This is a genomic window from Actinomycetospora termitidis (assembly GCF_030286555.1).
Lineage (GTDB): Bacteria > Actinomycetota > Actinomycetes > Mycobacteriales > Pseudonocardiaceae > Actinomycetospora > Actinomycetospora termitidis.
Genome location: NZ_JASVWF010000002.1, coordinates 168,543 through 187,679, shown reverse-complemented (window position 1 = coordinate 187,679; position 19,137 = coordinate 168,543). Strand labels below are relative to the sequence as shown.

Here is a 19,137-nt window from a genome sequence, read left to right as displayed (position 1 = left end):
ACCGAGGAGGATCCCCCATGAGCATCGACATCACCACCCGTCGCCGGACGCCCAGCAGCGTCTTGAGTGCCATCGACGCGATCGCAGCCGGACGAGCCGTCGTACTCGTCGACGAACAGCACGACTCGGCCGACCTGGTCTTCGCCGCCGCGACGGCCGGCACCGCAGTCACCGCCTTCACCGTGCGGCACTCCGGCGGCTTCCTCGAGGTCGCACTCGACGACGCCGACTGCCGACGCCTCCGGCTCACCGCAGCGGCCGGCGGCGGCAGCGCCCAGCGCGTCTCGGTCGACCTGCGCCGTCCGGGCACCGGTATCTCCGCCGCCGACCGGGCCGCGACCATGGCCGCGCTCGCCGACCCGGAACGGACCCACGGCGACTTCACCCGACCAGGCCACGTCGTGCCCCTTCGGGCCGAGCCCGGCGGCCTGCTCCTAAGCCGCGGACGTGCCGAGGCCGCCGCAGACCTCGTGGACATGGCAGGACTTCCGAGCGGAGCAGGCCTCGCGGCGCTCGTCTCACCGGAGCAGCCCTGGGAGATGGCCGACCACGGCGCCGCACGGACCTTCGCCGCCGAGCACGACCTGGCCGTGGTCAGCATCGGCGAACTCCACGCCCACCGACTCGCCGGACGTCCCCTGGTAGTGCGCGAAGCCACGGTCGGCCTGCCTACTGCACTGGGCCCCTTCGAGGTCGTCGCCTACAGGGCCGTCGACGACAGTGCGACACACGTCGTCATGCGCAGCGGCGATCTCGCGGGCCTGTTCCCGGTCCCGGTGCACGTCCACCACGAGTGCCTCACCGGCGACATGCTGGGCTCCACCGCCTGCGCCTGCGGCACCGCCCTCACTGACGCGATGACCACGGTCAAGGAAGAGGGACGCGGGCTCGTGGTCTACCTCCGGCCGTCCGGTACGGTGCGCGGCTGCGGACTCCTCGACGATCCCGACGATAGCGACCTGGCCGCGATCACGGCCGCCGTCCTGAAGGACCTCGACGTGGCACGCGTCCGGCTCCTGCACGGGGCGGCCACCCTCGCGGCATCGCTGCACGCGGCAGGCGTCGAGGTCGTCGACGCCGCGCCCGGCGCGCTGGCCGGCTGACCGCAACCACGCCCTCGGAGGTCCCCCGTGCGAGCGCTGCAGTACGCGACGATCGGAGAACCACCACAGGTGACGACCGTGCCGGCTTGGTTCGAAGTCAGCGCCGAGCCCGCCCCCGAGGACCTTCACGCGAACCTCGACAAAGACCTCGATGGAGGCCCTGACCCAGCCTCGGCACCCGCACTGCCATCGTCATCGCTTCCGTCGTCATCGCTCCCCCAAGCAATCGACCGGGCCTTCAGACGCCGCCTCACCAAGGAGCACACCCGGTAGACCACCGACCCTCGACCGCTGATCACGGTCGACGTCGGCCGTCGACCTGACCGCTGGCGCTGTCCCGACACTCGCCACGACACTGCTGCTCGGTGCGCCCGACGGCGCCGATCTGGGGGTTCGTGAACACCGAGGAGGGCACCAGGGCGCGATCGCTCCATGCGATCGGCGCACCGCTCAGGTCTCGAAGCGCACGACGGCTTCGACGAGGCCCTGCGGGTTCTCCTCGGCGATCCAATGGGCGGGCTCGGCGATGATCGCCGCCTGCGGGTGTTCCGCGATCTCGTCGGTCATCCGCTCGATACGCTCGACAAACGGGCCGATCGCCCCGGAGGTGCCGAGCATCGGCATGGCGAGTTTTCCGCCCGCGAGCGCGGACCGGACATCGACCGCGCGTCCTGCTCGAAGGCGCGGTAGAGGTCGAAGCCCGCTCGCAACCCGCCCGGCTGTCGGAACGCCGCCACGTAGTGATCGGTGTCGACCACCTCAGGCCGACCCCGCAGGTGCACGGCGGTGGGCACCGGCGCCCGTTCTCCCGGTCGCGGCTAGCCGTCACAGATCCTGAATAAGCGCGCGGCAATGCCGGTGTCATTCAAACCTTCGAAATTTGGACGTCGGCAAAGCGCCGCTCTCCGTCCCCGTCCAAGTACGCACGTTATGTCATGCCAAGCTGGCTCTTTCTGGGCGGAGGACGCTGCGTGCAGGACCTTCAAGCCGTTGCGGCGAGCGATCGTCGCTCGCGACGTTACGCCGCGAGCCTAGTCAACAGGCCAGTCGTCCCACTTGAACTTCCGTGGACTCCGCTCCCAGGACGTCATACTTCTTACCAAAGTCTTGAAGTTCCTCTCGTGCTCGGACTGATCCACTTCCTCGTTTAGACCGCCCACAAAGGTCGCTCTCCAGTCGAAAGCACTACGAGAATCTGTATCGATCGGATGCGGATCGAGGAGATGCTCGCGCGTAAGCGCGAAATGGGTGCGACCACTTGGGTTCTCTCGTTGCCATTGCTCCAGGTCGCAGTCGCGCGAAGGCGAGAGCGTCGAGGCCACGGTGAACGAGCAGTCAAGAAGTTCTCCGAGACGCCAAAGCTTCTCCAACTCTCCCTCAGTCATACCGCTTGCACTGTTCTTGCACTCCGCGATGCCAAACGATCCAGCTTCTAACACGAAGACCACGTCTGCTTCACCGATCACCTGACCGAAGTTGTCCAGAAACTCGACCCCGGGAAAACTACCGAAGATGGGCCCATCCTTCTCCGTGAACCTCGGCGCAAAGACGTCGTCCACGTACTTCCATGTCAGTAGATGACCGAGGACGTCGAGACTACTTGCCTGGCCCAATAGTTCGCTGGCCCGATACTGGAAGCTCAGCGAAGTCGCGTCGAAAGGCTTAGCAATCCTTTGGTTGCACCCCCGACACAAGAAGTTCGGCGACAACTCGCCGAGTGATCTCCAATCACTGTAACCACAGCGGTCGCAGTGCAGGCGAAAGCCTCGAATTACCAGCTGCTTCTGCTCCAGCCACTCTATCCAAGCCGTAGCCATCCTCTTGTCTCGGAACTCGTTGTTCACTTGGCCAAGTGTCATCTCATGCCGCTCCTCCTCAACAGGTAGCCCTAGACTCGCATCGATCGCAGCGATCAACTCTTCCTTGACGCCCGATAACGAGGCTTCGGACCCGAAGGGGCGGAGATAGTCATTGAGCCTTCGCTTGATGTACGTCTGGCCTCGACGAGCACAGAGTCGGGCTATGAGGTCTAGGGCTGCGCCTGATTGCAGCATCGCAAGATCGCGTTGACTTCCTACCCGGTTCGCCAGCGAGGCGGCAACTCGTCCAGGCCTGCTGGGTCTCCAGCGTATCCCGCGATCTTTCGCAAGGGCATTCATGACGTCGAAGCCTGTTGGGAAGATGAAGTCGGCGAACTCGGTCCGACGACCGACCGAGACCACGCATCCTCTGTCGAAGGAAGCGCCGAGCCCCGCTGTCGACTGCATAGTAGGACTCCGAGGGAGCTTCGCTCCATTCGGAGCAGCTTCTAGTCGCAAATCGAAGGTCGTGTCGAAGAAGTCAGCCTCGAGGAGTCGAGCTTCTACGGGGCTGCGAATCGGGAGAGAACAGGTACCATCGAGTAGATTCTCGACGGCGCTAGACACGATGCCCGGTTTGTTGATCGGCTGCAGCAGCCTTTCGAAAGGAACTCTGTCGATGGGTATGCCCTGATCGCCAGTAAAGGCGTCGAGCTCGTCTACGGTGAGCGTCGCGCTCGTCACCGCAATTCGGAGGTCCTGGAAGCCCCACACCGAAAAGGCATGGAAGTAGGGATCTAGCAGTTGCGAGATTGCCTCATCGGTGTCTGACTCGTAGGGGACCGCCAGCGGCAGACCTTGCGGGAGGCCGTGTGCAGCGCGCAGGTTCCATATTAAGCAGAGGTCCTCAATACGTCCTGGCGTGTAGACAACTATGATGTTCGGACCATAGCGTAGCTTTATTGGATCAAATAACGCTGGAAGGCGGGACTTGCCGCTGCCTCGCGCGGCGGGCGTGCGGGTCAATAGGTAGCTACTAACGTCCAGACAGGTTGTGCGCTGTGGATCAGTTAGTCGCTCGAGCAGGTCCGTGGCGGTCAAGTTCTCCGAATTGACGTCCTGAAATTCAAGGACGTCAGAATATTTGATCCCGTCTTTCAGGTGACCATGCCGCAGGCTCTCCTGGCCCGGCTCCTCAGGTAAAGCACCTAATGTCGAGTAGTAGCTAAATGCCCAAGGATCATCGAATGGGATCGACCTTGCGGTTGAGACGGGCGCCCAGACTTGGCTACCGCTTGAACCTTGGGAAGAACGCACGAGGGTGTTAAGTACCGTGTCGCGGTGAGTGCCCTCGCTACCTCTCACGCCTAGCTGCTCAAGGAATTCTTCAGCGTCGTAACTTCTAGGCGCGACGCGCTCTAAGAATGTCTGCTTAAATATCGAGGCCCATGGCTCGGATGGCACGCGACCGGCTGGCGACGGCGCAAGCGGACTGAGCGCCCCGCCCCAGCGGTCACACGATTGAAGAAGCGTCGTCCTGGCGCGGGTGAGATCGTCGGGCTCGAGCAGGAGGCCGACAGGGGGAGGAAAAAGCATCCGTCTCACGGTCCGGACGCCATCGAGAGGTTCATCGCTTAGCAGGCGCTCGGGTGCCACCTCGGCAGAGTACGTGTCGTCGAAGTCGCGGTATCGCGACCGACGACTGCGCTCGATCGCGGGTGGCTCGGTCGGCCGCCGAGCAACTCTGATGCAGTCGGCGGGTCAGCGCGCGAGCATCCGATCCTTGTCTACTGGATCGTGCTCAGGTGAGCCAGTGGGTGGGGTTGGTGGGGTCGAAGGTGTGGGCGGCGTCGATGTAGGGGTCCATGGAGGCGCGGGAGCACCAGCGGCCGTGGCGTTGGACGTCGCGTTCGGGGACGCCGGCGGCGATGGCTTCGGTGGCGAACCCGCGGCGCAGGCTGTGCCCGCCCCACAACTCGGCGTCCTCGAGCCCGGCGGTGGCCGCGCGGCGTTTGATGATCTCCGCGATCGAGTTGCGGTGCAGCCCGCTGGTGCGGGGGCGGCGGCCGTAGCGGTCGATGCCGCGCCAGGCGGGGCCCTCGAGGATGCCGTGGGAGCCGAGCAGGTCGCGCCAGCGGGTCCAGGCGGCACCGGCGTCGAGCAGCGTCGACTCAGCACTCCCCTCCCCCACCGCCGCCTCGGGAGAGAAGGCGGCGATGCCGATGGTGCTGCCGATGCCGTGCTGGTCGGCCTTTGAGTGGGACAGGTGGACCGAAAGGCTCTGCTCGGAGGGGTGGCGGTCGGACATCCGCGGGCGGGCGAGGTCGTCGGTGCGCAGCGCCGCCTTCCACTCGACCAGCAACAGCCCGTGGTCGCGGGCGTCGGCGAGGATCTCGTCGGGCCGCAGGAGTCGGAGGACCTCGACGAGGGGTTCCCGACGGGCGGCAGCTCGGCGGCGGATGCCGGTGATGGTGCACCGGACCGCTTCGGCCTAGACGGGGTTGTCGAGCTGCGCGGTCTGGTGCACCACCGAGATCGCCGCCAGGTAGCCAGACAGAGTGCCGGGTCGGAGGCCCTCACGCTCGCAGACCTGCCCGGCCACCACCGAGCTCGACGGATCAGCAGGAGTCGCTGGCCGCCAGACAGAGGCGAGGTCGGCCAGGAACCGGGCGACGGTCAGCGGCTCCGCCGGCAGCGCCCGCTCCCCCGCCGCCTGACACCACGATTCGAAGCGGCGCCACTGCCGCTCGTAGGCCGACCAGGTGTTCGCCGCTCGGGCCCCGCGGGCGTGAGACTCCGCCCGCGCGATCAGCTCGTCACGCGGCTCTCCAACCCGCACCGAGCCGTCGTCGAGAAGGACGACACAACCGCTCCCGGCGAGGCGCGCCGCATCACACGGGCAGATACGGCGGTTGTCCACTGTTGTCGACGGGCTACCGCCCCTGCCGCCGGAGGAGAACGTCGAGGCGTGGGTAGACGCGCCGGGCGTTGCGCTCGAAGACGCGCTCTGTCTCGTCGTCGGGAAGCTTCAGGGCGTCGACGTAGCGGCGGGTGTCGTCGAAGTGGTGGCCCGTGCGCGGGTCGATGCCGCGCACGGCGCCGACCATCTCCGAGCCGAACAGGATGTTGTCGACGTCGATCACCTCGAAGAGCAGGTCGATGCCCGGCTGGTGGTAGACGCAGGTGTCGAAGAAGACGTTGCCCATCACGGCCTCCTCCACCGGCGGCCGGCCGAGCATGTCGGCCAATCCGCGGAAGCGGCCCCAGTGATACGGCACCGCTCCGCCCCCGTGCGGGATGACCAGGCGCAGGTCGGGCAGGTCGCGGAAGAGGTCCGCCTGGAGGAACTGCATGAACGCGGTGGTGTCGGCGTTGAGGTAGTGCGAGCCGGTAGCGTGGAAGTTCGCGTTGGTGACCGCGGAGACGTGCACCATCGCCGGCACGTCGAGCTCGATCATCGCCTCGTAGAACGGGTACCAGGCGCGGTCGGTGAGCGGGGGCGCGGTCCAGTGCCCGCCCGAGGGGTCGGGGTTCAGGTTGCACCCCACGAAGCCCAGCTCCTCGACGCAGCGTCGGAGCTCGGCCACCGACCTCTCGATCGGGACGTTGGGCGACTGCGGGAGTTGGCAGACCCCGGCGAAGTGCTCCGGGAAGAGGTCGGTGACCCGGGCGACGAGGTCGTTGCAGGCCCGGGTCCACGCCAGGCTGACGGTCTCGTCGCCGCGGTGGTGACCCATCGCCGAGGCGCGCGGGGAGAAGATCGTCAGGTCGATGCCGCGCTCGGCCATGAGTGCGAGCTGGCTGCCCTCGACGCTCTCCCGGATCTCGTCGTCGCCGATCCCGGGGTACAGCGGGGCGGGCCCGCCCGCGTCGAACGCCGCGGTCTGCTCCTCGCGCCACGCGGTGTGCGCAGCCGGGGCGGTCGTGTAGTGGCCGTGGCAGTCGATGATCATGCGGTGCCTCCGGGGGCGTCGCGCAGCGCGGCGAGCAGGTCGTGGGCGGCGGTGGCCGCGCGGGGTTCGACCCCGAGCTCGCGCAGCTGCTCGGCGGCCGCGGCCATCTCGTCGGCCCGACGACGGGCGTGGCGGTGGGTGCCCTCGACGAGCCGGGTGAGGGCGTGCTCGTCGAACCCGGCGAGCTCGGCGGAGACGTTCGCGGCGAGCCAGTCGGCGCACCCGGCCGCCTCCGCGCCCGCGAGCGCCTCGACGACGGCGGCCGCGAGGCCCTTGTAGAAGACGCTGCGCAGCAGCTTCCGCGAGATGGCGGTGCCGGCCGATCCCGGCTGCACGACGACGTCGGCCCCGAGCGGGCGCAGCAGGTCCGCGTAGCGCTCGGCCCCCTCCCCGGACACCAGCATCGGGGTGCGCAGGCCCTTACCGGGGACCGGCGACATCAGCGCCACGTCGACCACCGGCGCGTCGGTCGCGACGGCCAGCGCCGCCTTGGTCCCCGGCGACGCGGTGTTCAGGTCCGCCCAGATCGTGCCCGCGCCCAGTGCCGGGAGCGCGTTCGTCAGCGCCGGGATCGCGTCGTGGGAGCTGTTGACGGACAGGACGACCTCGGCGTCGCGCACCGCATCGGCCTCGTCCGTGCGGCCCTCGATCCCCGGACCGGCCGGGACCCGGGGGTCGAACCCGCGGACGTCCGCCCCGGCCGCGACGAGGTCCCGGGCGATCTCGCCGCCCGCCTCCCCGAGCCCGAGCACGGCGATCCGCAGCCCGCTCACGACGCGGCCCGTGGGAACGCGAGACCGTCGGCGAGCTTGCGCGCGGTGCGCACCACACCCGAGCGCACGGCCCGCGGCGGCGAGACGGTCGTGTCGACCTCGACGTCGACGAGGAAGTGGCCGGTGGGGTGCTCGACGTCGACGCGACCAGAGTCGGGCCAGCTGGCCGTGAGGTCGTGGCCGACCGCACCCGGCAGGCGCATCCCGGTGACGACGCTGACGGCGGCGAGCACGCCGATCGCGGTGTGCGGGACGACGGGGATGAACGACCTGGTGCACACCTGGCCGCCGTCACGCGGCGGCGCGAGCAGCACCGTCTTGGGCACCGACGACGACGTCACGTCGCCGAGGCCCATCAGCGCGCCCGCCTTCGTGCGGAACGCGTCGACCCGTTCCGCGAGCGTCGTCTCGGCGGCGAGCTCCTCGTGCGGCTCGTGGCCGGAGAGCCCGAACGCCGACGCGAGCGCGAGCACGACGGGCATGCCGTTGTCCACGCAGGTCACCTCGACGCCGTCGACGACGTCGCGCTCCCGGCCGGTCGGCAGCAGCGCGCCGGTCGCGGAGCCCTCGGTGTCGGCGAAGGCGATCGTGATGCCGGCGGCGGTGCCCGGCACCCCGGCGATCGCGGTGTCGCCGCAATAGGTCACCCGCCCACCGGGCGTGGGCACGGTCGCGACCGCGACGCTGTCGGAGTTGACCATCCGGATCCGGACGTCGGTGGTGCCGTCCCGCGGCGGGACGAGGCCGCGTTCGAGCGCGAACGGACCGACGCCGGCGAGGATGTTGCCGCAGTTCTGGGCGTCGGAGACGGTCGCCTCACCCACTCCGAGCTGCAGGAACAGGTAGTCGACGTCGGCGTCCGGGTGTGTCGAGGGCGAGACCACGGCGACTTTGCTGGTCAGCGAGGTCGCGCCGCCGAGCCCGTCGATCTGGCGGGGGTCCGGGGTGCCCATCAGCCGCAGCAGCAGGTCGTCGCGGGCGGCGGGGTCGGGCGGGAGGTCGGCGGCCTCGAGGTAGAGCCCGCGCGACGTCCCGCCCCGCATGATCGTCGTGCGGACGCCCGCCTCGACCGCCTCGTCGCTGGTCACCGGTCCTCCCACGCCACGTACTCCAGACCGAGTCCGGCCAGCCGGTCGCGCAGGCCGTAGCGGTCGAGGCCCAGCTCGCCGGCCTCGAAGGCCGCGCGGGTGGCGGCCTCCTTGTCGACGCGGGCCTGCGCGGCGTCCACGGCCCGGTCGACGTCCTCCCGCGGGACGACCATGACGCCGTCGTCGTCGGCGAGGACCACGTCGCCGGGGTTCACGACCTGGCCGCCGAGCGTCACCGGGACGTTCACCGCGCCCGCCGTCGCCTTGACCGACCCCTGCGCCGACACCGCCCGCGACCAGGCCGGGAACCCCATCGCCCGGAGCTCCGCGACGTCGCGGACCCCGCTCGCGAGCACGACCCCCTTGACCCCGCGACGGGCGAGTCCGGTGGCGAACAGCTCGCCGAACAGGCCGTCGGTCGACGGCGAGGTGGTGGCGACGACGAGGACGTCGCCGGGCCCGCACTGCTCCACCGCGACGTGGATCATCAGGTTGTCGCCGGGCCAGCACAGGGCCGTCACCGCGGTCCCGCCGATCCGGGCGCCCGGCCACGCCGGCCGGAACTCCGGACCCAGGTACCCGGTCCGCCCGAGCGCCTCGTGCACCGTCGCGACCCCGTACTCCCCGAGCGTCGCGGCCCGACCTGCGTCGGCCCGCGGCGGGTCCGTCACGACCACGGTCCTCATGGCGCCTCCTCGTCGATGCGATCGGGCCCGAGCGTCGAACTTGAGAACGAAATTGTCAACAATCGTGGTACAGACGACGCTCGTCGATGACCGACCCCGGATCAGGAGCCGGACGGGCCGGAGCCGACCTGCGGCAACGTCTCGATGACGCTCGCGAGGTGGGTGCGCATCGCCGTCTCGGCGCGTTCCGGGTCCCGTGCACAGACGGCGTCGATGATCTCGAGGTGTTGCGGCAGGGAGACCGAGGCCCGCCCCGGGAGGAGTGCGAGCCGGAACTGGTGCCGCACGTTCTGGCCGCGCAGCCGCTCCAGCACGCCGTCGGCGACCTTCTGCCCACCGACGGCCCGGAGCGTCGCGTGCAGCCGGCGATTGAGCTCGGAGTAGCCGAACACGTCCCCACCCGCGACGGCCGCCCGCATCTCGTCGCCGATCCGGCGAAGGCCGGCCAGGTCCTCGTCGGTGGCCCGACGGGCCGCCTTGGCCGCGCAGAGGCCCTCGACCACCATGCGGACCTCGGAGATCTCGACGGCCTCCTCGAGCGAGATCGCCCGGACGCGTGCGCCGCGGTTCGCGACCCGCTCGACCAGACCCTCGACGGCCAACTGCACCAGCGCCGTCCGCACCGCCGCGCGAGAGGCCCCGAACTGCACCGACAGGTCCGCCTCGACCAGCCGCTGGTTCGGGACGAACTCACCCTGGTGGATCGCCTCGCGGATGTGGTCGGCGACCTCCGGGGACCCGCCGTCGGCGTCGGTCACCACGCTCATCGCGCTCCCACCTCCCGTGGCTGCTGACACGGAGCAGCCTAGCGAGCGACCGAGGGCCTCGGCCACGTTCTCGCCCACGAAAGCGGTGACGAAATTGTTGACAATCTGTGCGACGGCGGAGAAGTGTGAGCGCACCGACCCGGCCCGCACCCGTCATCGTCGAAGGGGTCCGCCGTGCTGTTCACGCCGACACCGGGGTGGCTCGACCACCACCGGGCACCGTCCCGACCGGCCTTCGCGCTGCCACCGGGCACCGTCGACGCGCACAGCCACGTCTTCGGCCCGGGCGACGTCTTCCCGTACGCCCCCGAGCGCAAGTACACGCCGACCGACGCCGGCCGGGACGAGCTGTTCGCGCTGCGCGACCACCTGGGCGTCAGCCGGCAGGTCGTCGTGCAGGCCACCTGCCACGGGGCGGACAACCGCGCCATGGTCGACGCGGTGCGCGCCGCCGGTCACCGGGCCCGCGGGATCGCAACGGTGCGCCGCGACGTCACCGACGCCGAGCTCGCCGCCCTCCACGACGCCGGCGTCCGCGGCGTGCGGTTCAACTTCCTCAAGCGGCTCGTCGACGCCGCTCCCCTCGACGACACCCGCGAGATCGCCCGGCGCATCGCCGGACTGGGATGGCACGCCGTCGTCTACTTCGAGGCCGACACCCTCGACGAGATCGAGGGTGTCCTCGGCGGGCTGCCGGTCCCGCTGGTCGTCGACCACATGGGGCGGCCCGACGTCACCCGCGACGTCGAGGGCACGGAGTTCTCCCGCTTCCTGCGCTTCGTCGACCGCCACGACGTGTGGGTCAAGGTCAGCTGCCCGGAGCGCCTGAGCGTCACCGGGCCGCGCGCGCTCGACGGGGAGCGCCACGCCTACACCGACGTCGTGCCGTTCGCGCGGCGCGTCGTCTCCGAGTTCGGCGACCGCGTCCTGTGGGGCACCGACTGGCCCCACCCCAACCTCACCGACCACATGCCCGACGACGGGTTGCTGGTCGACCACGTCCCCCACGTCGCCCCGACCGCGGACGCGCAGCACCGGCTGCTCGTCGACAACCCGATGCGGCTGTACTGGCCGGAGGAGGCCTCCTCGTGACCACCCCGCCGATCACGCCCCCGACCGCCCAGCAGCGCCTCGACCGGCTGCCCATCGGGCGCTTCCACAAGATCACCCTGGTCGCCGTCTCGTTCGCGTACTTCTTCGAGTTCGCCGACATCAACACCTTCGCCGTCACCGCACCCCGACTGATCCGACTGTGGGGGGTCACGGTCAACCAGGTCGCCTACGTGACCTCGACGTCGTTCGTCGGGATGTTCCTCGGCTCGATCGTCGCCGGCGCGCTGGCCGACCGGCTCGGGCGCAAGCGCGCGCTGACGATCACGACGGTGTTCTTCGGCCTGTTCTCGCTCGTCTCGGTCTTCTCCTGGGACGTCGTCTCGCTCGGGGTGTTCCGCTTCCTCACCTCTGCCGGGCTCTCGGCGATGACCGTGGTCGCCGTCATCTACGTCAGCGAGCTGTTCCCCGCGGCCAAGCGCGGCAAGTACCAGGCGTACGCGATCGCGATCGGCATCTGCGGCACGCCGGCCACCAACCTGATCGCCAGCCTCGTCGTGCCGTGGTCGGACTGGTCGTGGCGGCTGGTCTACCTCTGGGGCGCCCTCGGCCTGTTCTTCGTGTTCTTCCTGGCCCACCTCAAGGAGTCCCCGCGCTGGCTGGAGAGCCGCGGCGAGCACGACCGCGCCGACGCCGTCCTCCGTGACATCGAGGACCGGATCGCCGCCGAGAAGGGCCCACTGCCCGAGCCCGCCCCGGCGGTGGCCGGGCCTCCCGCCGCCACCGACGGGGTCCCGACGTGGCGGCTGCTGCTGCGGCGGCGCTACCTGCTGCCGCTGCTGCTGCTCTGCGTCCTGTGGGTCACCCAGACCATCGGCTTCTTCGGCTACTCCAGCTGGGCCCCGACCCTGCTCGCCAAGCAGGGCTTCAGCGTCGAGAACTCCATCTTCTACGTCGCCCTGACCACCATCGGCGCCCCTCTCGGCTGCCTGCTCGCCGCCGCCGTCACCGACCGGGTCGAGCGCAAGTGGGCCCTCGCCGCCTTCGGCGCGGTGATCGGCGTCTGCGGGCTGCTCTACGGCCTGACCTTCGACCCGGTGCTCATCGTCGTGTTCGGGTTCCTGGTCAATCTCGTCGAGCGCGGCTACACCGCCCTCGCCTACGCCTACTCCCCCGAGCTCTTCGACACCCGCACCCGCTCGCTGGGCACCGGCATCTCCTACGGCGTCGGCCGCCTCTCCAACGCCGCCGGACCGCTGATCATCGCCGCCCTCTACAACGGGTCCGGCTACCAGAGCGTCTTCGTCTTCATCGCCGGCACCTGGTTCCTCGGAGCCATCGTCCTGGCCGTCTTCGGCCCCCGGACTCGACGCGCCCCGGCTCGGCTCCCCGACCCCGACCCGACGCCCGCCGCCTGAGCAGTCACGGGCACCCGGAAGGGAACGCCATCGAGCACGACGAGGTGACGACGGCGAAGGTCGAGGGTCATGACCCGTGGTGACCGCTGAGCAGCTCCGCCGGCACGGCGTAGTGCCGCTCCGTGACCTCCCGTGCCGCGACGCCGTCGCCCCGGCGCAGGGCGGCGACGAGCTCGTCGTGCTCGTCGAGGGCGCAGGGCACGTGCTGCGGGAAGACCTCGAGGAAGGTCCGCGGGATCGTCCGGCCGGTCTGCGCGATCAGACTGATCAGGCGGCGCGAGCGGGACGCCCGGTTGATGTCGCGGTGGAAGCGCCAGTTGTGCTCGGCGAGCCGGTCGCCTGAGCGCATCGCCTCCTGCGACGTCTCGACGTCCGCGAGCTCCTCGGACGTCATCCGCTCCGCCGCGAGTTCCGCGGCGAAGCCGGAGAGTCGGGCCATGAGACGGAAGTTGTCGACGACCTCGCCCGGCTCCAGCCCGATCACCGTCACCCCGCTGCGCGGGGCCATGCGCAGCAACCCCTCGGTCTGCAGCGCCAGGCACGCCTCGCGGACCGGTGTGCGGCTCACGCCCAGCTCGGCGGCCACGGCATCGAGGTCGAGCCGCTCGTCGCGCTGGTGGCGTCCGGTCAGGATGCGGTCGCGCAGCTCGCGGGCCACCCGATCGCGCACGGTGTCGCCGAACCGCCCGACCGGGGCCCCGGCCAGCGCCCACGGGCCTTCGTCCGCGTCGTCCACGTGCCCGAGCCTAAGTGATATATCAGGATCGAGAATCAGCGACCATGTCCTAACTCCCCCACCCCGATCCCGGCCTGTCTGCCGGTTGACCCTTCTCGACGACGTGTCGTACGGTCAGTACCTGATATATCAGATCAGCCGAGGGAGGCGCCGTGGCCCGGCCCGACCAGATGTCGCTCGTCGCGTTCCTGCAGGCGTCCAACGTGTCCGTGTACTCCGGGTCCTGGCGCTACCCGTCGGCGACGCAGGACTTCGGGGACCTGCGCTACTACCAGCGGATCGCCCGGGTCCTCGAGGAGGGCACGTTCGACCTGATGTTCTTCGACGACCGCCTGGCGATGCCGGCGATCTACGGGGACTCGACCGACGACGCGGTCCGCTACGGCGCCCGCCCGGTCAAGCTCGACCTCACCGCGGTGCTCGGGGTGTGCGCGGCGGCGACGGAGCGGCTCGGTCTGGGTGCGACGTACTCCACGACGTACTACCCGCCGTTCCACGTCGCGCGGACCTTCGCCACGCTCGACCAGCTCACCCGCGGGCGCAGCGCGTGGAACGTCGTGACCAGCGTGAACGACGCCGAGGCCCGCAACTTCGGCCAGGAGATCCACCTGGGCCACGACGAGCGCTACGACCGGGCCGAGGAGTTCGTCGAGGTCGTGGCGAAGCTCTGGGACTCCTGGGAGGACGACGCGATCGTCGGCGACCAGGAGTCCGGCGTCTTCGCCGACCCGACGAAGGTCCACGAGCTGCACCACCACGGGCAGTACTTCGACGTCCGGGGGCCGCTGACCGTGCCCCGCTCACCCCAGGGCCGCCCCGTGATGCTGCAGGCCGGCTCCTCGGGACGGGGCCGCGACTTCGCCGCCCGGAACGCCGAACTGATCTTCACCGGCGACCCGAGCAAGGAGGTCGCCCTCGAGCACTACCGCGACCAGAAGGAGCGGATCGCTGCCTTCGGCCGTGACCCCGACACGGTCCGCGTTCTCCCCATGGCCTACACCGTGATCGGGGAGAACGAGGCGATCGCGAAGGAGAAGGAGGAGATCCTCCTCGAGCAGCTCGTGCACCCGATGGCGTCGCTCGCGCTGCTCTCCGAGGTGACCAACCACGACTTCTCGACCCACTCGCTCGACGACGTCGTCACCGACGAGATGGTCGGCTCGATCACCGGGATCCGGGGCCTGGTCGAGGGCGTCCGCAAGCACACGAGCGGGAACGACCTGACTCTGCGCACCCTGGCCGCGCACCGCGCGACGCTGCTGCAGGGCCCGCGCTTCGTCGGCACCGGTGAGCAGGTCGCCGAGCAGATGCACACCTGGTTCGACGACGAGGCCTGCGACGGCTTCGTGCTGGCCGCGACCCACTTCCCCGGGTCGTTCGAGGACGTCGTGCGCATGGCGGTGCCACACCTGCGACGGCGCGGCGTGTTCCGCCGCGAGTACCCCGGCACGACGCTGCGCGAGACCCTCGGCCTGCCCCGGCCGGAGCGCGTCGATGCCTGACCTCCCGCTCGCGGGCATCCGCGTCCTCGACATGGCCTCCCTCGCGGCCGCGCCCCTGGCGGCGACCTACCTCGGCGAGTTCGGCGCCGACGTCGTCAAGATCGAGCCGCCCGGCGTCGGTGACGCGATCCGCGGCTGGGGCGCCCAGAAGGACGGCGTCGGGCTGATGTGGAAGAGCATCGGCCGCAACAAGCGCTCGGTCACGGTCGACCTGCGCACCCCCGACGGGCAGGAACTGACCCGGCGGCTGGCCGCCCGGTCCGACGTCGTCATCGCGAACACCCGACCGCAGACCCTGCGACGGTGGGGCCTGGACCACGAGCGCCTGCACGCGGTGAACCCGCAGATCGTGATGCTGCACGTGACCGGGTTCGGCCTGTCCGGGCCGAAGAGCGAGCGGCCCGGCTTCGGCACCCTCGGCGAGGCGATGAGCGGGTTCGCGCACATGACCGGCGAGGCCGACGGGCCGCCGACCCTGCCCGCGTTCATGCTCGCCGACAGTGTCGCCTCGCTGCACGCGGCGTTCGCGGTGATGACCGCCCTCTACGACCGCGATCTGCACGGCGCGGGTGGTCGGCTCATCGACGTCAACCTGCTCGACCCGCTGGCCCGCATCCTCGAGCAGTCCCTGGTCACCTGGGACCAGACCGGGGTGGTCCCGCACCGGGCGGGCAACAAGTGGGACATCTCGGCACCCCGCAACACCTACCGCACCGCGGACGACCGGTGGATCGCGATGTCCGGCAGCGCCCCCACGGTGGCGCTGCGGGTGTTCCGCGCGATCGGGCGTCCCGACCTGGCCGAGGACCCCGACTTCTCCGACGCGCAGCGCCGCCTCGCCCGCGCCGGGGAGGTCGACGCGGTCGTCGCGGACTGGGTGGTGCGCCAGACCCTCGACGAGGCCATGGCGGTCTTCGAGGCCGCCGAGATCGCCGCCGCCCCCGTCTACGACGTGACCGACCTCGTCGCCGACGACCAGATGATCGCCCGCGAGGTGTTCCGGCGGATTCCCGACGACCAGCTCGGCAGCCTGCTCGTGCAGGGGCCGGTCCCGCGGGTCTCCGGCGTCGACGCCCGCATCGACCACCTCGGTCCCGAGCTCGGCGCCCACACCCGTGAGGTGCTCACCGAGGCCGGCCTGTCCGACCTCGAGATCGACGACCTGTCGTCGCGAGGAGTGATCTGATGCCGGTCCGACCCGTTCCCGTCCGCCGCTCCGAGCTCGCCACCCCGGCCAGCAACGACCGGATGTTCGCCAAGGCCGCGGGCTCCGGCGCCGACATGGTCTTCCTCGACCTCGAGGACGCCGTCGCCCCCGCACAGCGCGAGGTCGCCCGCGCGAAAGCGATCACCGCGCTCAACGAGATCGACTGGGGCACCACGGTCCGCGCGGTCCGCATCAACGGCGTGGACACCCACTGGTGCCACGACGACGTCATCGACCTCGTCGAGCAGGCCGGACCGAACCTCGACACGATCGTCGTGCCGAAGGCAACGTCGGCCCGCGACGTCTGGTTCGTCGACACCCTGCTCACCCAGCTCGAGACCAAGCTCGGGCTCGAGCGACGCATCCGGCTGGAGGTCCTCATCGAGGACGTCGCCGGCCTCGCGCACGCCGAGGAGATCGCGACGGTGTCCGACCGCCTGGACGCACTGATCTTCGGCGCCGGGGACTTCAGCGTCTCGCTCGGCGCACGGGTGGACACGAACTTCGTGCCCACCGTCGAGTACCCCGGCGACTTCTGGCACCACGCCCGCTCGACGGTCGCGGTGGCCGCCCGGATCGCCGGCGTCCTCGCGATCGACGCGCCCTACCCCGACTACCGCGACCCCGAGGGCTACCGCCGCGAGGCCACCCGCGCCTCGGCGCTGGGCTTCTCCGGCAAGTGGGCGATCCACCCGTCACAGGTCGACATCGCGAACGAGGTCTTCTCCCCCACTCCCGACGAGGTGGAGCACGCGCGCCGCACCCTCGAGGCCTACCGGGACGCCGAGCGGAACGGGCTCGGCGCCACCGGGATGGACGGCAAGCTGGTCGACGCCGCGCACGTCAAGCTCGCCGAGGAGCTCCTCGCGCGGGCCGACGAGATCGGGCGACGATGAACCGCCGGTGGCTCGTGGCGACGGGCGTCCTGGTCATCACCGCGGTCGCCTACGTCGACCGCGTCAACCTGTCGGTCGCCGAGCCGGTGCTGGCCCGGGAGTTCGACGCGTCGAAGGCCGTGCTCGGCGTGATCCTCTCGTCGTTCACGTGGACCTACACCGCGTTCGCGATCCCGGCCGGCCTCGTCGTCGACCGCGTCCGCACCCGCGTGGTCTTCCCGGTGATCCTCGGGATGTGGGCGGTCGCGAGCTTCCTGACGGCGGGTGTGCGCTCGGTCGGCGGGTTGGTGGCGCCCCGGCTCCTGCTCGGGGTCAGTGAGGCGCCGTTCGCGCCCGCGTCGATCCGCACGCTCAACATGTGGCTGCCCCAACGTGAGCGCGGCCTCGGGTCGAGCATGTTCATCTCCGGCGTGGCCCTCGGGTCCGCGGTCGGGCCCCCGGGTCTCGCGTGGCTGGTCGCGAACCACGGGTGGCAGAGCTGCTTCGTCGCGACCGGCGTCGTCTCGCTCCTGATCGCGGTCGTCTGGGCCGTCGCCTACCGCGACCCGCACCCGTCCGAGGACCACTCCCCGCCGCCGGAGGAGCGGCCGACCGCCCTGCCGTGGCGCGCCCTGCTGCACTCGCGGAACCTGTGGTTCCTCATCGCGGGCTACTTCTGCCTGCTCTACATCCTCTACACGTTCGTCTCCTGGGTGCCCGGCTACCTCGTCGCCGACCGCGGCTTCACCCTGCTCGGATCCGGGGTCTCGACGTCGATCCCGTGGGCGGTCGCCTTCGTCGCCGGTCTGCTCGGCGGGCGGCTCTCCGACGCCGCGCTGCGCCGCGGCCGGGCCCCGCTGGCGGCCCGCAAGGTGGTCCTGGTCGGTGGCATGGTCGTCGCGCTCGCCATCGTCGGGGCGGCCCTGGTCGACTCCGCGGTCGGCGCGATCGTGTTCCTCGCGATCTCGACGTCCGGGATCATCGTCGCCAACGGCGCCGTCTGGGCCGCGACCCAGGACGTCGTGCACGACCTCGGGATGACCGGCTCTGCCTCCGGCTTCGTCAACTTCTGGGGCAACGTCGGCGGCATCCTCGGTCCGATCGTCACCGGCGTCCTCGCCACCACCACGGGCACCTTCGTCGCCCCGCTCGTCGTCGCCGGAGCCCTGGCTCTGCTCGGTGCGGCGGCGTTCGCCCTGCTGCGGACGCGCCCGGCCGCGGCAGGGGTGGCGCCGCCGTTGCGCACCGGGACCACGTGAGATGCGAGCTCGGCGGCGAGGACGATCACGCCCCTCGTGGTGCGTCCCCGCCCAGGTCCGCCGTCGCCTGCGAGCTCCCGTTGCGCGACGACGAACTGCTGCGGATGTTCTGGCTGCTGATGCTGGTGGCCTGCACAGCGTGCGCGGAGTCCTGGGGATGGGTCTCATCCACTTCACCGGGCACCCGGACGAGCGCCGGCGGCTCGCCGGGGACCCGACGTTGCTCGCCTCCGCGGCCGAGGAGTTGCTGCGCATCGAGTCCCCGGTCGCGTCGGGACGCATCTACACGCGCGACGTCGAGCTCGGAGGGTCCAGCTGCAAAGGCGACATGGTCCTCGCGATGCAGGCCTCGGCGGGTCGGGATCCGCATGAGTTCCACGAGCCGGATGCCCTCCGCATCGACCGGTCACCGAACCGGCACCTGACGTTCGGCTCCGGGCCCGCATCGCTGCGTCGATTCCCACCTGGCACGAATCGAGCTAGGGGTCACGATCGCGGAGATCCACCGGCGGCTCGGCAACTACGAACCCGATCCGGACCGCCCCGCCGTGCTGCACCACAGTCAGGTACGAGGGATCAACTCCCTGCCCATCCGATTCACACCCTCGCCGGCGACCGCCTGATCGCCGCCCGGCACCCGACGGGCCCTCGCGCCGGCCGGACCGGCGCGACGTCGAAGGGAGACGTGATGCTCCCCACCCGGCGTCCGGAAGCACCGACACCAGGGCTCGCCGTCGTGGGCCACCCCGCCTGGACCTCCTCGCGGAAGCACGACGCCGGGACGGTGCGGTCATGGGACGTGCAGGCTCGCGCTTCGTCCTCGACGAGCCCTGACCTCCCCGAGGGGGCTCGCTCACTCACGACCCCAACCTCACGCGCCGGCGCGGTGACGTTCGAGACCGTCGACGGGGCCCCGGTCGA

Annotated in this window: 17 protein-coding genes; 7 read left to right on the top strand and 10 right to left on the bottom strand. The window is 70.4% G+C overall.

The genetic code is table 11. The features are described 5' to 3' along the window. Window positions 1-17: 17 nt before the first annotated feature. The gene (locus tag QRT03_RS08760; protein WP_286052277.1) at window positions 18-1,103 is read left to right on the top strand and encodes a 3,4-dihydroxy-2-butanone-4-phosphate synthase; all 1,086 of its coding nucleotides are present in this window, start codon (window positions 18-20) and stop codon (window positions 1,101-1,103) included. A 450-nt stretch (window positions 1,104-1,553) separates the two neighbouring features. On the opposite strand, the gene QRT03_RS08755 is transcribed toward QRT03_RS08760, so the two are convergent. The 9 genes from QRT03_RS08755 to QRT03_RS08715 form a co-directional block, all read right to left on the bottom strand. Continuing rightward, window positions 1,554-1,727 carry a hypothetical protein gene (locus tag QRT03_RS08755; protein ID WP_286052276.1) on the bottom strand — a complete coding sequence of 58 codons (174 nt, stop codon included), beginning with the start codon at window positions 1,725-1,727 and terminating at the stop codon, window positions 1,554-1,556. A gap of 407 nt (window positions 1,728-2,134) precedes the next feature. Then, window positions 2,135-4,558: a hypothetical protein gene (locus QRT03_RS08750; protein ID WP_286052275.1), complete on the bottom strand. Its 2,424-nt coding sequence runs from the start codon at window positions 4,556-4,558 to the stop codon at window positions 2,135-2,137. A gap of 145 nt (window positions 4,559-4,703) precedes the next feature. Beyond that, complete coding sequence (locus tag QRT03_RS08745) at window positions 4,704-5,264, bottom strand: site-specific integrase (RefSeq protein ID WP_345783240.1); 561 nt, start codon at window positions 5,262-5,264, stop codon at window positions 4,704-4,706. A 129-nt stretch (window positions 5,265-5,393) separates the two neighbouring features. Then, window positions 5,394-5,741 (bottom strand): hypothetical protein, encoded by a 348-nt coding sequence (locus QRT03_RS08740; RefSeq protein WP_286052274.1) that lies wholly within the window; start codon window positions 5,739-5,741, stop codon window positions 5,394-5,396. A gap of 94 nt (window positions 5,742-5,835) precedes the next feature. Beyond that, complete coding sequence (locus QRT03_RS08735) at window positions 5,836-6,855, bottom strand: amidohydrolase family protein (protein WP_286052273.1); 1,020 nt, start codon at window positions 6,853-6,855, stop codon at window positions 5,836-5,838. Continuing rightward, entirely contained in the window at window positions 6,852-7,628 is a 777-nt protein-coding gene (locus QRT03_RS08730) for an NAD(P)-dependent oxidoreductase (protein WP_286052272.1), read from the bottom strand. Before QRT03_RS08730 ends, QRT03_RS08735 begins: the two co-directional genes overlap by 4 nt. Next, window positions 7,625-8,716, bottom strand: coding sequence for a 4-oxalomesaconate tautomerase (locus tag QRT03_RS08725; RefSeq protein WP_286052271.1), 1,092 nt, complete (start codon window positions 8,714-8,716; stop codon window positions 7,625-7,627). Before QRT03_RS08725 ends, QRT03_RS08730 begins: the two co-directional genes overlap by 4 nt. After that, entirely contained in the window at window positions 8,713-9,402 is a 690-nt protein-coding gene (locus QRT03_RS08720) for a 4-carboxy-4-hydroxy-2-oxoadipate aldolase/oxaloacetate decarboxylase (protein ID WP_286052270.1), read from the bottom strand. Before QRT03_RS08720 ends, QRT03_RS08725 begins: the two co-directional genes overlap by 4 nt. Window positions 9,403-9,503: 101 nt before the next feature. Next, complete coding sequence (locus QRT03_RS08715) at window positions 9,504-10,169, bottom strand: GntR family transcriptional regulator (protein WP_286052269.1); 666 nt, start codon at window positions 10,167-10,169, stop codon at window positions 9,504-9,506. 174 nt (window positions 10,170-10,343) lie between these two features. On the opposite strand from QRT03_RS08715, the gene QRT03_RS08710 reads away from it, so the two are divergent. Next, window positions 10,344-11,261, top strand: coding sequence for an amidohydrolase family protein (locus tag QRT03_RS08710; RefSeq protein WP_286052268.1), 918 nt, complete (start codon window positions 10,344-10,346; stop codon window positions 11,259-11,261). After that, window positions 11,258-12,637, top strand: a complete 1,380-nt coding sequence (locus QRT03_RS08705; protein ID WP_286052267.1) for an MFS transporter — start codon at window positions 11,258-11,260, stop codon at window positions 12,635-12,637. Before QRT03_RS08710 ends, QRT03_RS08705 begins: the two co-directional genes overlap by 4 nt. 67 nt (window positions 12,638-12,704) lie before the next feature. Here QRT03_RS08705 and QRT03_RS08700 read toward each other — a convergent pair whose 3' ends face one another. Further along, window positions 12,705-13,373: a GntR family transcriptional regulator gene (locus QRT03_RS08700; RefSeq protein WP_286052266.1), complete on the bottom strand. Its 669-nt coding sequence runs from the start codon at window positions 13,371-13,373 to the stop codon at window positions 12,705-12,707. Window positions 13,374-13,525: 152 nt separating this feature from the next. On the opposite strand from QRT03_RS08700, the gene QRT03_RS08695 reads away from it, so the two are divergent. From QRT03_RS08695 to QRT03_RS08680, 4 genes are read left to right on the top strand one after another with little or no spacing between them, the layout of a single operon-like run. Continuing rightward, the gene (locus QRT03_RS08695; protein WP_286052265.1) at window positions 13,526-14,875 is read left to right on the top strand and encodes an LLM class flavin-dependent oxidoreductase; all 1,350 of its coding nucleotides are present in this window, start codon (window positions 13,526-13,528) and stop codon (window positions 14,873-14,875) included. Further along, window positions 14,868-16,061: a CaiB/BaiF CoA transferase family protein gene (locus QRT03_RS08690; RefSeq protein ID WP_286052264.1), complete on the top strand. Its 1,194-nt coding sequence runs from the start codon at window positions 14,868-14,870 to the stop codon at window positions 16,059-16,061. Before QRT03_RS08695 ends, QRT03_RS08690 begins: the two co-directional genes overlap by 8 nt. Beyond that, on the top strand, window positions 16,061-16,978 hold the full coding sequence (locus tag QRT03_RS08685; protein ID WP_286052263.1) for an HpcH/HpaI aldolase/citrate lyase family protein: 918 nt from the start codon (window positions 16,061-16,063) through the stop codon (window positions 16,976-16,978). Before QRT03_RS08690 ends, QRT03_RS08685 begins: the two co-directional genes overlap by 1 nt. Then, a complete protein-coding gene (locus QRT03_RS08680; protein WP_286052262.1) occupies window positions 16,975-18,216 on the top strand; it encodes an MFS transporter in 1,242 nt (413 codons plus the stop codon). Before QRT03_RS08685 ends, QRT03_RS08680 begins: the two co-directional genes overlap by 4 nt. Window positions 18,217-19,137: the final 921 nt, after the last annotated feature.